The 13,454-nt window shown below is 71.6% G+C and carries 11 protein-coding genes; 7 read left to right on the forward strand and 4 right to left on the reverse strand.

All coding sequences use genetic code 11. The features are described from left to right. Positions 1–26 precede the first annotated feature (26 nt). Positions 27–1,220 carry an aminotransferase class V-fold PLP-dependent enzyme gene (locus OHA30_RS22020; protein ID WP_328915571.1) on the reverse strand — a complete coding sequence of 398 codons (1,194 nt, stop codon included), beginning with the start codon at positions 1,218–1,220 and terminating at the stop codon, positions 27–29. An 83-nt stretch (positions 1,221–1,303) separates the two neighbouring features. Between OHA30_RS22020 and OHA30_RS22025 the strand changes: the two genes are divergently transcribed. After that, positions 1,304–2,224 carry a LysR family transcriptional regulator gene (locus OHA30_RS22025; protein ID WP_328915572.1) on the forward strand — a complete coding sequence of 307 codons (921 nt, stop codon included), beginning with the start codon at positions 1,304–1,306 and terminating at the stop codon, positions 2,222–2,224. A gap of 144 nt (positions 2,225–2,368) precedes the next feature. Here the strand turns inward: OHA30_RS22025 and OHA30_RS22030 are convergent, their stop codons facing one another. Beyond that, positions 2,369–2,686, reverse strand: coding sequence for a WhiB family transcriptional regulator (locus tag OHA30_RS22030; protein ID WP_328915573.1), 318 nt, complete (start codon positions 2,684–2,686; stop codon positions 2,369–2,371). Positions 2,687–3,167: 481 nt separating this feature from the next. Here OHA30_RS22030 and OHA30_RS22035 point away from each other — a divergent pair, with 481 nt between their 5' ends. The 6 genes from OHA30_RS22035 (at position 3,168) to OHA30_RS22060 (ending at position 9,920) form a co-directional block, all read left to right on the forward strand. After that, positions 3,168–3,779 (forward strand): response regulator transcription factor, encoded by a 612-nt coding sequence (locus tag OHA30_RS22035; protein WP_003948568.1) that lies wholly within the window; start codon positions 3,168–3,170, stop codon positions 3,777–3,779. Positions 3,780–4,003: 224 nt separating this feature from the next. Then, positions 4,004–4,624 carry a sigma-70 family RNA polymerase sigma factor gene (locus OHA30_RS22040; protein WP_328915574.1) on the forward strand — a complete coding sequence of 207 codons (621 nt, stop codon included), beginning with the start codon at positions 4,004–4,006 and terminating at the stop codon, positions 4,622–4,624. Between the two features lie 234 nt (positions 4,625–4,858). Further along, complete coding sequence (gene guaB / locus OHA30_RS22045; RefSeq protein WP_328915575.1) at positions 4,859–6,358, forward strand: IMP dehydrogenase; 1,500 nt, start codon at positions 4,859–4,861, stop codon at positions 6,356–6,358. A gap of 123 nt (positions 6,359–6,481) precedes the next feature. Beyond that, on the forward strand, positions 6,482–7,675 hold the full coding sequence (locus tag OHA30_RS22050) for an ATP-binding protein (protein ID WP_328915576.1): 1,194 nt from the start codon (positions 6,482–6,484) through the stop codon (positions 7,673–7,675). Continuing rightward, on the forward strand, positions 7,672–8,718 hold the full coding sequence (locus OHA30_RS22055; RefSeq protein WP_328915577.1) for a ParA family protein: 1,047 nt from the start codon (positions 7,672–7,674) through the stop codon (positions 8,716–8,718). Before OHA30_RS22050 ends, OHA30_RS22055 begins: the two co-directional genes overlap by 4 nt. Positions 8,719–8,795: 77 nt before the next feature. Continuing rightward, complete coding sequence (locus OHA30_RS22060) at positions 8,796–9,920, forward strand: GuaB3 family IMP dehydrogenase-related protein (protein WP_328915578.1); 1,125 nt, start codon at positions 8,796–8,798, stop codon at positions 9,918–9,920. 291 nt (positions 9,921–10,211) lie between these two features. On the opposite strand, the gene OHA30_RS22065 is transcribed toward OHA30_RS22060, so the two are convergent. Continuing rightward, the gene (locus tag OHA30_RS22065) at positions 10,212–10,970 is read right to left on the reverse strand and encodes a hypothetical protein (RefSeq protein WP_328915579.1); all 759 of its coding nucleotides are present in this window, start codon (positions 10,968–10,970) and stop codon (positions 10,212–10,214) included. Positions 10,971–11,196: 226 nt separating this feature from the next. Beyond that, positions 11,197–12,471, reverse strand: a complete 1,275-nt coding sequence (locus tag OHA30_RS22070; RefSeq protein WP_328915580.1) for a nucleotide sugar dehydrogenase — start codon at positions 12,469–12,471, stop codon at positions 11,197–11,199. Between the last annotated feature and the right edge of the window lie 983 nt (positions 12,472–13,454).

The raw sequence follows: 13,454 nt of genomic DNA on the forward strand, positions 1-13,454 counted from the left end.
CGCGTTTTCCCCGCCCGCGCGGGGGCTCACAACGGCGAGAGCGGGGCCAGCGCGGACAGGGCGCGGGCGACGTCCTCGTCGGTGTTGTGCAGATGCAGCGCGAACCGCACATTGCCCGCGCGGGCCGAGAAGTGGACGCCGGCCTCGGCGAGCCGCCCGGCGGCCTGCGCGGGCGCGTCCGGGACGGCGACGATCGCCGAGTCCCCCGGCACCGGGGTGAAGCCCAGCTCCGTGAGCCCCGCGCGCAGCCGCCCGGCCAGCGCCACGTCGTGCGCGTGGATCGCCGCCACGCCCAGCTCCTCGACGAGCGAGAGCGAGGCCGCCGCCCCGACGAAGGGCAGATACGCCGGCCGCGCGTCGAACCGCCGGGCCCCGGGCGCCAGCCGATCCACCGGCCCGTAGCAGGACTCCCACGGATCGTCGCCCGCGTACCACCCGGCGAACGCGGGGGACAGCGTCGGCTCGGCGCCCTCCCGTACGGTCAGGAAGCAGGCACCGTGCGGGCTGACCATCCACTTGTAGCCATGGCAGATCACATAGTCGTACTCGTCCGCCCGCAGCGGCAGCCACCCCGCCGACTGGGTCGCGTCGAGCAGCACCCGGGCCCCGTACGCCCTCGCCGCCGCCCGGATCGCGGGCAGATCGGCCGGCCGTCCGTCAGCCGACTGCACGGAGCTGACCGCGACCAGTGCCGTCTCCGGCCGTACCGCCTCGGCGACCCGGGACAGCGGCACGGTCCGCAGCACCAGATCGGGCCGGGCCGCGAACGGCTGCACCACCGAGCTGAACTCCCCCTCCGCGGTCAGCACCTCGGCCCCCGCCGGCAGATGCGCGGCGATCAGTCCGACCCCGCCCGCGACCGTGCCGGCCAGCGCCACCCGCTCCACCGCCACCCCGGTGATCCGGGCGTACGCGGCCCGGCTCGCGGCGACCGACTCCTCGTACACGTCGAGGCGGGGGCGCCCGTCGGCCCAGGCGTCCAGGGCCCGGCGCAGCGCGGCGATCGTACGGGCCGGGGCGAGGCCGAGCGTGGCGGTGTTGAGATAGCCGGGCGCGATGTCCGCGTACTCGGCGCGGACGGCCTCCCGGAAGGCGGCTTCGGCGGCGCGGGCCGCCGCGGTGGCCCCCGCGGCTGTGGCGGTGCCGGGGGCCGCGGCTCGCGGAGCCGCGCTGGAGATGCCGGAGCCCGTGGCGAACGTGAGCGATTCGTTGGCGTCCATGCGGCTCAGCCTGACCGCCCCTCGCCTCAAAGTCCATCGTTGATATCTGTCGAGTATCCCTAAGGATCGCTTATGGTGAACGTATGATCGAGCCACGCCATCTCCGCGTCCTGCGCGCGGTGGCCCGTACCGGCTCCTTCTCCGCCGCCGCCCGCGAGCTGGGCCTCACCCAGCCCGCCGTGAGCCAGCAGATGAAGGCGCTCGAACACTCCGTCGGCACCCCGCTGCTGGTCCGCGGCCCCCGCGAGATGCGGCTGACCGAGGCGGGCGAGGCCCTGGTGCGGCACGCGGTCGGCATCCTCGCCGGGCTGACCGCCGCAGAGGAGGAGGTCGCCGCGATCGCCGGGCTGCGCGCCGGGCGGGTCCGGCTGGCCTCCTTCCCGTCCGGCAGCTCCACCCTCGTCCCGTGCGCGGTCGCGGACATGCGCGCCCGGCACCCGGGCACCAAGATCTCGCTGGTCGAGGCCGAGCCGCCGCGCTCGGTGGAGATGCTGCGCGCGGGCGACTGCGACATCACCCTGGCGTTCCGCTACGTGGATCTGCCGACGCCGTCCGAGGAGTCGTGGGACGACCTGGTGGTACGGCCGCTGCTGACCGACCGGCTGGTCGCCGTGGTCCCGCGCGGCCACCGGCTGGCCGGACGCGGTACCGCGGTGCCGATCCGGGAGCTGTCGGGGGAGGAGTGGATCGCGGGCTGCCCGCGCTGCCGCAGGCATCTGGTCGAGATGTGCGAGCGGGCCGGTTTCACCCCGCGGATCGACTTCGCCACCGACGACTACCCGGCCGTGGTCGGCCTGGTCGCGGCGGGTCTCGGGGTGGCCGTACTGCCAGAACTGGCGCTGGAGTCGGTGCGGCCGAAGGGCGTGGCCGTCGTCGAGCTGCGGCCGGCCGTCCAGCGGGAGGTGGTGGCGCTGACGCTGCCGGACCTCGCGCATGTGCCGGCCGTGGACATGATGCTGGGGCGCCTCGCGCGGGCGGGGCTGAAACGCCCGATCGAGTCCTGACCGCCGCCCTGAGCGCACGCCTGACCGCGGCCCTCACCCAGGGGCCGCCCGGCGAAGGGCGCGCCCCGGACACCGGCCGCGGCTGAGGCGGGGCCCGTGTCAGGGGTCCCCGCGGAATCGATTCTTCGGTTGTGGGGGCGGTGCTCAGGGACTCGCCGCGTGTTCCGGACTCATCGGCGTCCGATTTCGCGAGCGTCCCATCATCGCCTCGCGCTCGTCCTCGGTCAGGCCGCCCCAGACGCCGTACGGCTCCCGTACGGCCAGGGCGTGGGTCGCGCACTCGGCGCGGACCGGGCAGCGCGTGCACACCTCCTTGGCGGCGGCTTCGCGCGCGCTGCGAGCGGCACCCCGCTCGCCTTCGGGGTGGAAGAACAGTGAGCTGTCGACACCGCGGCAGGCGGCCACGAGTTGCCAGTCCCAGAGGTCGGCGTTGGGGCCGGGAAGGCGGGAGAAGTCTGCCATTGCTCATCCCCTCGAAGAGTGCGTGACGGCCATGGCGCTCGGTCGTACACGACCGCACATCTGACCGTACATCTACTGTCGTAGTAGATGTAAATATGACTCTTCGCCAATCTAGCGGCGATTACCCCACGGACCAGAAAAGAGCCGCCAAACAGTGCAAACTCCGGCATAACACCCGTTCGGCAGTATCGTCCGTGCCTCGGGTGGTGCTTCGGGATGGCCACCGACCTCGGAAAACCTCAATCACCGCTCGTCTGACCTGCGGCGTGAGCGCTCGGTGCGCGCATGATCACGTAGAGTGTCGATAACCCCGATCCGACTTCGTAACTCTTTCGGGTGAGGGTCGTTGAGTGTGGCGGAAGCGGTTGGCGGAACGAACGATTCGGGCACATGCCCGAGACCGTCAGCCCCAACGGTGAAGATTCGTACTTCGTACAGCCTGGAGGCACAACGTGACGCGGTTCAGCTGCGGAGGGCGGTCATGACTTCCGTCCTCGTCTGCGACGACTCCCCGCTCGCCCGAGAGGCCCTGCGCCGCGCGGTGGCCACCGTGCCCGGCGTCGAGCGCGTAACCACCGCGGCCAACGGCGAGGAAGTCCTCCGCCGCTGGGGTGCCGACCGCTCGGACCTCATCCTGATGGACGTCCGCATGCCCGGCCTCGGCGGGGTGGAGACGGTCCGGCGGCTGCTGTCGGCAGACCCCGGCGCCCGCATCATCATGCTCACCGTCGCCGAGGACCTCGACGGAGTGGCCCTCGCGGTCGCCGCCGGGGCCCGCGGCTATCTGCACAAGGACGCCTCGCGCGCCGAACTGCGGGCGACGGTGACACAGGCGCTGGCCGACCCCACCTGGCGGCTCGCCCCCCGGCGGCTGCGCTCCGCCGAGATGGGGGCCGCGCCCACCCTCACCGCACGCGAGATCCAGGTGCTCGAGGGCATGAGCCACGGGCGGTCCAACGCCGAGATCGGCCGTGAGCTGTTCCTCTCCGAGGACACGGTGAAGACGCACGCCCGGCGGCTGTTCAAGAAGCTCGGCGCGTCGGACCGGGCGCACGCGGTGGCGCTGGGCTTCCGCTGGGGCCTGGTCCGTTAGACCCGGTGCGCACGCCCGGGCGGGCGGTCGCCATCGGTGAAGTCGCCCACGAGTCCCCGGTTTCCCGGGGGAGGACGCATGCTTGACGTATGGACTTCCTCGGGGATCGGCGGGGGCCGCAGATGGTGGACATGACGGAGTCGGCTTCGGCGGCTCATAACGCTTCGGGACAGAAGTACGGCCGCGATGCGGCGGATCGTCCCGCGGCGAGGCACCATGGGTGGATGCGCGACGACGACACCCCCGCCATCGGTGCCCTCGTCCGTCGCGCGGTCGACGGCGACGAACGAGCCACACACGATCTCCTTGCCCATGTCCACCCGCTCGCCGAGCGGTACTGCCGCACCCGGCTGTCCCGGCTGCCGGGTGACGCCAGGCACTTCGTGGACGACCTCGCGCAGGAGGTCTGTCTGGCGGTGCTCTGCGCGCTGCCGCGCTACCGGGATCTCGGTCGGCCGTTCGAGGCGTTCGTCGTCTCCATCGCAGCCCACAAGGTCGCCGACCTCCAGCGGGCCGCCATGCGCGGCCCCGGCAGCACGGCCGTGCCGTCCGACGAGATGCCGGAGAAGCCGGACGACTCGCTCGGTCCCGAGGAGCGGGCGCTGCTCAACAGCGACGCGGCCTGGGCCAAGAAGCTGCTGGACCGGCTGCCGGACCATCTGCGCGAGCTGGTGCTGCTGCGGGTCGCCGTGGGGCTGAGCGCGGAGGAGACCGGGCAGGTGCTCGGGATGTCGCCGGGGGCCGTACGGGTGGCGCAGCACCGGGCGCTCAGCAGGTTGCGGGCCATCGCGGAGGAGAGCACGGCCGGGGCGCCGACGGCTGATCCGCGGGGGCTCAGCGCGTAGGACGGGCGCGGGGGCTCAGCGCGTAGGACCGGCGCGGGGGCTCAGCGGGTAGGAGCGGGCGCCGGGGCGCGGCCCTCTTTTCGCGCGAGCGCCCGTACTTTGCACGCGGGTGCCCGTGCGTGCCGTTGGCTCGCGTTCCCCGGCGCGGGCTGTCCCATCCGGGCGGTCAGGGGAATACCGGTGAAGCCACTACCATTGAACAACTCGCCGGGCAAGACCATTCGGGAAGGTGTCATGACGCTGAACGCCGACGGAGTAGCTGACAAGTTCGCCACGCTCGGACTGACCTACGACGATGTGCTGCTGCTGCCGGGGGCGTCGGAGGTGCTGCCGAATCAGGTGGACACCTCATCGCTCATCTCCCGAAACGTGAAGGTGAACATCCCGCTGCTGTCCGCGGCGATGGACAAGGTCACCGAGGCGCGGATGGCCATCGCGATGGCCCGGCAGGGCGGCGTCGGCGTCCTGCACCGCAATCTGTCGATCGAGGACCAGGTCGGCCAGGTCGACCTGGTCAAGCGGTCCGAGTCCGGCATGGTCACCGACCCGATCACGGTCCGTCCCGACGCCACGCTCGGTGAGGCGGACGCGCTCTGCGCGAAGTTCCGGATCAGCGGTGTACCGGTCACGGACGAGTCCGGGCGGCTGCTCGGCATCGTCACCAACCGTGACATGGCCTTCGAGACCGAGCGCTCCCGCCAGGTCCGCGAGGTCATGACGCCGATGCCGCTGGTCACCGGCAAGGTCGGCATCTCGGGTGTGGACGCGATGGCGCTGCTGCGCCGTCACAAGATCGAGAAGCTGCCGCTGGTGGACGACGACGGCCGGCTCAAGGGCCTGATCACCGTCAAGGACTTCGTGAAGGCCGAGCAGTATCCGCACGCGGCGAAGGACGCGGACGGGCGGCTGCTGGTCGGCGCGGCCGTCGGCGCCAGCCCCGAGGCGCTGGACCGGGCCCAGGCGCTGGTCGCGGCCGGTGTGGACTTCCTGGTCGTGGACACCTCGCACGGCCACAACAGCAACGCGCTCAACTGGATGGCCAAGATCAAGTCCGGCGTCCCCGTGGACGTCGTCGGCGGCAATGTCGCCACGCGGGACGGCGCCCAGGCGCTGCTGGACGCGGGTGTCGACGGTGTGAAGGTCGGCGTCGGCCCCGGCTCCATCTGTACCACCCGGGTGGTGGCCGGCATCGGCGTACCGCAGGTCACCGCGATCTACGAGGCCGCGCAGGCGTGCTTCGACGCGGGCGTGCCGGTCATCGGCGACGGCGGCCTCCAGTACAGCGGCGACATCGGCAAGGCGCTGGCCGCGGGCGCGAGCAGCGTCATGCTCGGCAGCCTGCTGGCCGGGTGCGAGGAGTCGCCGGGCGAGCTGCTGTTCATCAACGGCAAGCAGTTCAAGTCCTACCGGGGCATGGGGTCGCTCGGCGCGATGCAGTCGCGCGGGCAGGGCCGCTCGTACTCCAAGGACCGCTACTTCCAGGGCGAGGTCTCGTCCGACGACAAGCTCGTGCCCGAGGGCGTCGAGGGCCAGGTCGCCTACCGCGGCCCGCTGTCCGCGGTCCTCCACCAGCTGATCGGCGGTCTGCGCCAGACGATGGGCTACGTCGGGGCGGCGACGATCGCGGAGATGGAGTCCAAGGGGCGCTTCGTCCGCATCACGGCGGCGGGCCTCAAGGAGTCCCACCCCCACGACATCCAAATGACCGTCGAGGCCCCCAATTACCACAGCTGACCCCCTATTTCCTGCTATTTCCTGCCCACCGGCGTGCCTCTTCACCGAGCCCGCCGGTGGGCTGCGTTCTGACGCGGATATTTCTACTGGGGCAATGGCCCGCCGATACAGGACAATGTGGCCGTGACCGACCGAGATCTGGCAGACGTCCTGGGTACCCGTGAGACCGCGGCCCTGGAGTTCAAGCGCACGGCGAAGCGGGAGGGCAAGCGGGGCGACGCGATCGGCAATGCCGTTTGCGCGATGGCGAACGACCTTCCGGGCAACGGCGGCGGGGACATTCTCATCGGGGTGGCCGACGACGGCAGCCCGATGGAGGGCGTGGACACCAGTGACAAGGCGCTGCTCGCGCTCACCGATCTGCGGGACGACGGGCGTCTCCTCGACCGGCCCTCATTCACCGTGCAGGCCGGCGTGTACCGGGGCAGACCGGTCGTGCACATCCGGGTGGAGGCGTCGGTCAGCCCGCCGGTCCGGTTCGAGGGCGTGGTCTGGGTACGGCCCGGTCCCACGACGCGACGGGCGAGCCGGGACGACGAGCGGGTGCTGAGCGAGCGGCGTCGGGCACTCGACGGTCCCTTCGACAGCCGGGTCGTACCTGGCACCACGCTCGAAGATCTGGACGTCGGCCTTTTCCGTGGTTCATATCTCCCCTCGATGGTTGATCCCGACGTGATCGAGGAGAATGGCCGACCGCTTGCCCAGCAGTTGTCCTCCCTGCATTTGACGAATCCCGGGGAGATCCCGACCGCGCTCGGCTTGCTGGTCATCGGATTCGATCCGAGCAGTCGTGTGCCGGGCGCGTATGTGCAGTTCGTTCGTTACCAGGGCACCGGTCTGGACGCACCCGTCGCGGACGACCAGGAGTTGCGGCAGAACCTGGTGGATACCGCCGCCCGACTGGAGACCGTCCTGCGCGGGCATTTGCACACACGGCTGGTCGAGGAGGGGTTCCGTGAGAGCCAGCACCCGGACTATCCCTTCGAAGCCCTGCGCGAGGTCTGCATGAACGCCTTGATGCACCGCAACTACGAGACCTCGTACGCACCGACCCGTATCGCCTGGTTCGACGACCGGATCGAGGTGACCAACCCCGGCGGGCCGTATGGACAGGTCCGGGGCGACAACTTCGACCGGGTGACCGACTACCGCAACCCCTCTCTCGCGGCGGCGATGAAGGGGCTCGGCTACGTCAACCGCTTCGGCCGCGGGATCGGGCGCATTCAGGCGGCTCTGAAGCGCAACGGGAATCCGCCCGCGCAGTTCCAGGTGGACGAGTCGTCCTGGGCCGTCACCTTGCGGAGGACAGCCGTATGACGTCCATCGCTCTGTTCAACAACAAAGGCGGCGTCGGCAAGACCACGCTGACGTATCACCTGGCCCACATGTTCCGGCGGCTGGGCCTGCGGGTGCTGGCCGTCGACCTCGACCCGCAGGCGAACCTGACATCGATGTGCCTGGAGGAAACGGAGATCGAGGAGCTCTGGGAGAACAACTCCGAGCTCATCGGGCAGGGCGCGGTGCATCCGGCCCTGCGCGGTATGGGCCGGGTACGGGCCGGCCAGACCATCGCCGACGCTGTCCGGCCCATCCTGGAAGGGACGGGTGACATCGCGCATGTCGACCCGGCGGCCCTCATGCCCGGTCTGTGGCTGCTGCCCGGCAGCCTGGACCTGAGCCGCTTCGAGGACAAACTGTCCAGCGAGTGGTTCAAGACTTTCGCTGGGGACATCGCGGCCATCCGGACCACCACTGCCTTCCATCGCATCGTCGAACGTGCCGCGGAATCCGTTGCCGCGGACATCGTGCTGATCGATGTGGGCCCCAATCTCGGGGCCATCAACAGGTCCGCCCTCATCGCGGCGGACACTGTGCTGATGCCGCTGGCCGCCGACTTGTTCTCGCTCAAGGGGCTCAGCAACCTCGGCCCGACGCTGCGTGCCTGGAGGCGTGACTGGCAGCAACTGGTGTTGCCGCGCATTCCGCCGGACATTCCGGCTCCGAAGGCGGACATGACACCGCTCGGATATGTCATCATGCAGCCGGAAATGCGCCTCGACCGGCCGGTCAAGGCGTACGCACGCTGGCTGGAGCGCATCCCCTGGGTCTTCACCGCCGCGGTGCTCGACCAGCAGCCGCCGTCCCGGGACGAAGAGAAGTACCGGATCGCCACCCTGCGGAACTATCGCAGCCTGATGCCACTGGCCCATGACGCCCGCAAGCCGATGTTCGACCTCAAGCCGGCCGACGGTGCTCTGGGCAGCACCCAGAAGTATGTGCAGACGTGCTTCCGCGAATTCCGTGACCTGGCCGAGGCCGTGCTGTCCCGCCTCAGAGAGGGGGGCTTCCCCGTTGGCTGAGCAGGGCGGGCGGTGGGTGGGGTGGAGCCGGGCGGGGGATACTGGGGGCGCAGGTCGGACCAGGAGAGGCGCAGGAAGTGACTGAGATCGAGATCGGGCGGGGCAAGCGGGGCCGCAGGGCGTACGCGTTCGATGACATCGCCGTCGTGCCGAGCCGGCGGACCCGGGACCCCAAGGAGGTCTCGATCGCGTGGCAGATCGACGCGTACCGGTTCGAGCTGCCGTTCCTCGCGGCGCCGATGGACTCCGTGGTGTCGCCGGAGACGGCGATCCGGATCGGGAACCTCGGCGGCCTCGGGGTGCTCAACCTCGAGGGGCTGTGGACGCGGTACGACGACCCGGAGTCGCTGCTCGCGGAGATCGCGGAGCTGGACGACTCCCGGGCCACCGCGCGGCTCCAGGAGATCTACGCGGCGCCGATCCGCGAGGAGCTGATCGGGCAGCGGATCAAGGAGGTACGGGACGCGGGCGTCGTGACGGCCGCGGCCCTCTCGCCGCAGCGGACCGCGCAGTTCTCCAAGGCCGTGGTCGACGCGGGCGTGGACCTGTTCGTGATCCGCGGCACGACGGTCTCCGCCGAGCACGTGTCCGGTTCGCACGAGCCGCTGAACCTCAAGCAGTTCATCTACGAGCTGGACGTCCCGGTGATCGTCGGCGGCTGCGCCACGTACACCGCGGCGCTGCACCTGATGCGGACCGGGGCCGCGGGCGTGCTCGTCGGCTTCGGCGGCGGCGCCGCGCACACCACCCGTAACGTGCTGGGTATCCAGGTGCCGATGGCCACCGCGGTGGCCGATGTGGCCGCGGCCCGCCGGGACTACATGGACGAGTCCGGCGGCCGGTACGTCCATGTGATCGCGGACGGCGGCTTCGGGTCGAGCGGCGATCTGCCGAAGGCGGTCGCCTGCGGCGCGGACGCGGTGATGATGGGCTCCCCGCTGGCCCGGGCCACGGACGCGCCGGGCCGCGGTTTCCACTGGGGCATGGAGGCCGTCAACCCCGAACTGCCGCGCGGCAAGCGGATGAACCTGGGTACGGCGGGCACCACCGAGGAGATCCTGCTCGGCCCCTCGCACGCGCCCGACGGTTCGATGAACTTCTTCGGCGCGCTGCGCCGCTCGATGGCCACCACGGGCTACTCGGACCTCAAGGAGTTCCAGCGCGTCGAGGTGACGGTCTCGCCTGCCACGCGCGGCCGCTGAGGCGATCCTCTACGGCGCCTGATCCGTACGGCGGCCTGTTCTCTCGTGCGCCCGGCCTCTCCGGCGGCCGACCGCCGGGCGGTGGACGGGGCGCGGCCAGGGGTCGGCGCGGCCGCCGGCAGATGGCGGGATACGCGAAGGGCCCGTGCCGCGGATGACGCGGTACGGGCCCTGTCGCATGTGGCGGCCGCGAGCCGAGCGGCACTCACGCGCCCGGGACGCTGCCGGTTCGAACCGGCTCGCGCGGACCGTGCCCGCGCCGGTTTCCGTCGGCTCGCGCCGAGCGGACTCTCAGTTCTCGCCGAAGCGCTTGGCCAGGGCGAAGCCCGCGCCCGCCGCGAAGACGAGGAAGAAGACACGCGAGACACCGAAGTCGGACTTCCACGCCGACCACAGGTCACCGAAGTGCTGGAAGATGATCGTGCTCACCGACATGTCCGCGCCGTGCGTGGAGAGGTAGTGACTGATGATCAGCGCACCGCCGAAGAGCTCGCCGAGTACGACCGCCGCCAGCGCGAACACCAGGGACGCGACCGGGACGACGGGGTTGCGCCCGCCGATCTTGCCGACCACCAGGCCGACCAGCGCGCCGACCGCGATGGCCAGCAGCCGGAACTCGTAGAACGTGCCGTCGTTCTTGGACATCGCGCGCAGGATGCCGCCGTAGATCGCGGCGACCACGAGGGTCGTGACGACACCGACCAGCAGGGCCAGCGCGACGTTCTCGCGGGCCGGGGCGACGGGGGCCGGCGGCGGGTAGGCCAGACCGTTGAAGCCGGGCGCGCCCTGCGGCTGGCCGAAGGCGGGCGGCGCGCCGTAAGGCGGCTGACCGGGCTGACCCGGTTGACCGGGGGCGAAGGGCTGACCTTGCTGACCGGGCTGCACCGGCTGGGCGTACGGGTTCTGACCAGGGGCCGGCGGCTGCTGCGCGTACGGGTTCTGCTCGCCGGGAGTCGGTTGCGCGTACGGGTTCTGCTCGCCGGGAGCCGGCTGGGCGAACGGGTTCTGGCCGCCGGGCGGTTGCTGCGGCGGCGGGACGTTGGCGCTCATGAAGGGTTCCCCCGAGGACGGATTTCGGCCATCGCACAGGGCGTTGCACGGCAGCGCGGGTGCGAAGGAATGACGCCGAAATCTAACAGGGGGGGCTGACAATCGGACAAGGCGATTCGTTGGTCGTTACAGGACCCATACAGGACGGATCCTGACGCACCGGCCGAGGCGCGGACCCCCCGGAGCCGAGGCGCGGACCCCCCTCAAAGCAGCGGCACGGACCCCTTCAGAGCCGGGCCGCCGTGCCAGCGGGCGTCGCCCCCCTCGTGTCCAGAAGGAGTTGGGCCTTCACGGCCAACCCCTGGAGATCGTAGGTGCGGTGGTGCTGGAGCAGCAGCGTGAGATCGGCCTCGGCGGCGGCCTCCCACAGCGCGTCGGCTCGCGGCACCGGACGGTCGAGAACGCGCCACTGCGGCACGTAGGGGTCGTGATAGCCGAGCTGGGCGCCGAGTTCGATCAGCCGGGCGCCGATCTCCCGCGCGGGTGCGCCCTCCTGACCGGCGAGGTCGGCCTTGTACGTGACGCCGACCAGCAGGACCCGGGCGCCGCGCAGCGACTTGCCGTGCTCGTTGAGCAGCGCGGCGGCCCGCTGGACGACGTACCGCGGCATCCGGCCGTTGACCTCCTGGGCGAGTTCGACCATCCGCAGCGGGTGCCCGGGTGTACGGGACCGGCCGGGCACGCCGGTGAACGGTGGTGCCGCGTTGGGGTCGAGGGCCACGGCGGGGCCGCCGACGCCGGGCCCGGGGCGGAACGCCTGGAAGCCGAACGGCTTGGTCTCCGCGCATCGGATCACGTCCCACAGGTCCACGCCGAGTTCATGGCAGTAGACGGCCATCTCGTTGGCGAAGGCGATGTTGACATGCCGGTAGTTGATCTCCAGCAGCTTGACCGCCTCGGCCTCGCGCAGCCCGCGGGCGCGCACGATCCGCTCGGTGAAGCGGCTGTAGAAGGCGGCGGCGGCCTCGGTGCAGGCGGAGGTGCGGCCGCCGACGACCTTGGGGGTGTTGGCGAGGTGGAAGTCGCGGTTGCCGGGGTCGAGCCGGCTGGGGGAGTAGGCGAGGTGGAAGTCGCGGCCGGCCCGCAGCCCGTACGCCTCGAGCAGGGGGCGCAGGAATTCCTCGGTGGTGCCGGGGTAGACGGCCGACTCCAGGACGACGGTGGTGTGCGGGCGCAGATGGGCGGCGAGCGCCCGGGCGGCGGTGGCGACGGCGCTCAGGTCGAGGGAGTGGTCCTCGCCGAGCGGGGTGGGCGCGCAGATCACGGCGGTCCTGACCCGGCCGAGTACGGCGGGGTCGGCGCTGGCCCGGAAGCCGGAGGCGAGCATCCGCCGCAGGTCGGCGGCGGCGAGGGTGCCCGGGGGTACGCGGCCGGCGTTGATGTCGGCCGCGGCGGCGGGATCGGGTTCGTAGCCGATGACGCCGATGCCCGCGGCGGTCGCCGCCTGGGCGAGGGGAAGTCCGGTGTGGCCGAGTCCGAGTACGGCGAGGTCTGCGGGCATGGGGTTTCGGTCCTCTCCCTGGCGTCAACCATCGGGCGAGTACCACGAATGGGCTCACAGACGGCTTGAAAACAGGCTAACCAGACAAATCACTGATATGACCTTGCGGCGCGCCGGGCAGGGGCCCCGCGCTTTCGCTTCCAGCGCGGAATCCCGCCCCCTGCCCCCCGCCCCGGGGACCTTCCCCGCCGGGGCGCCCCGCCCCCGGCCCTGACGGCCGGCCCCGCCCCCGGCCCTGGCGGCCCGCACCTCCTGGGCCTGGTGGCCTGGCGGCCCGGTGGCGCGCGGGCCCGCAGGTCCGCTGCCGGGAGGCCGAGAGATCCGAAGGTTCGGAGACCTGGGGGGTCCCGAGGCCCGGTGGCCAGTACCCCGGGGCCTGGTGGCCTGCGCTCTCGGGCCTCTCGGCCCGCAGGTCCGGAGGTCCGGTGACCTGGGAGGTCCCGAGTTCCGGCAGTCCGGGGTCTGGCGGCCCGCAAGCCTGCAAGACCGGGAGGTTCCGCGGCCCCGCGGCCTGGTGGCCCGTACTCGCCCCGGCTTGGCGCCCGTACCCCCGGGGCCTGGCGGCCCGCAGGTCCGGATACCCGGGAGGCCCCGAGGCCCGAGACTCCGAGTCCGGGTGGCCCCGTGGCCTGGTGGCCCGGAAGCCCGGGAGGTCCGAGTCCCGGTAGTCCGGGGTCTGGTGATCTGGCGGCCCGCCCCCAGGCCCCGGGTCCTGCACAACCAGCCCCCAACCCCCACCGCCAAGCCTCCCGAGCCCGCAGCCCGCAGCCCGCGGGCCTGCGGGCCGCGGAACATCCCGGGTCTCCCGACGTCTGGGCTTGCCGGGCCCACCGAGCCACCGTGCCCCGGGACCTCGCAGGTCTCCGGACCTCCGGGCCTGCTGACCGCCGGGCCGTCCCGGGCGGTATCGGTCGGAAGGGCCGGGGGTCGTTGGCGTGCTCGGCGGTCGGACGCGGAACTGTCCATCGCAAAACATGACAAAG

The sequence above is a fragment of the Streptomyces sp. NBC_00223 genome (assembly GCF_036199905.1).
Lineage (GTDB): Bacteria > Actinomycetota > Actinomycetes > Streptomycetales > Streptomycetaceae > Actinacidiphila.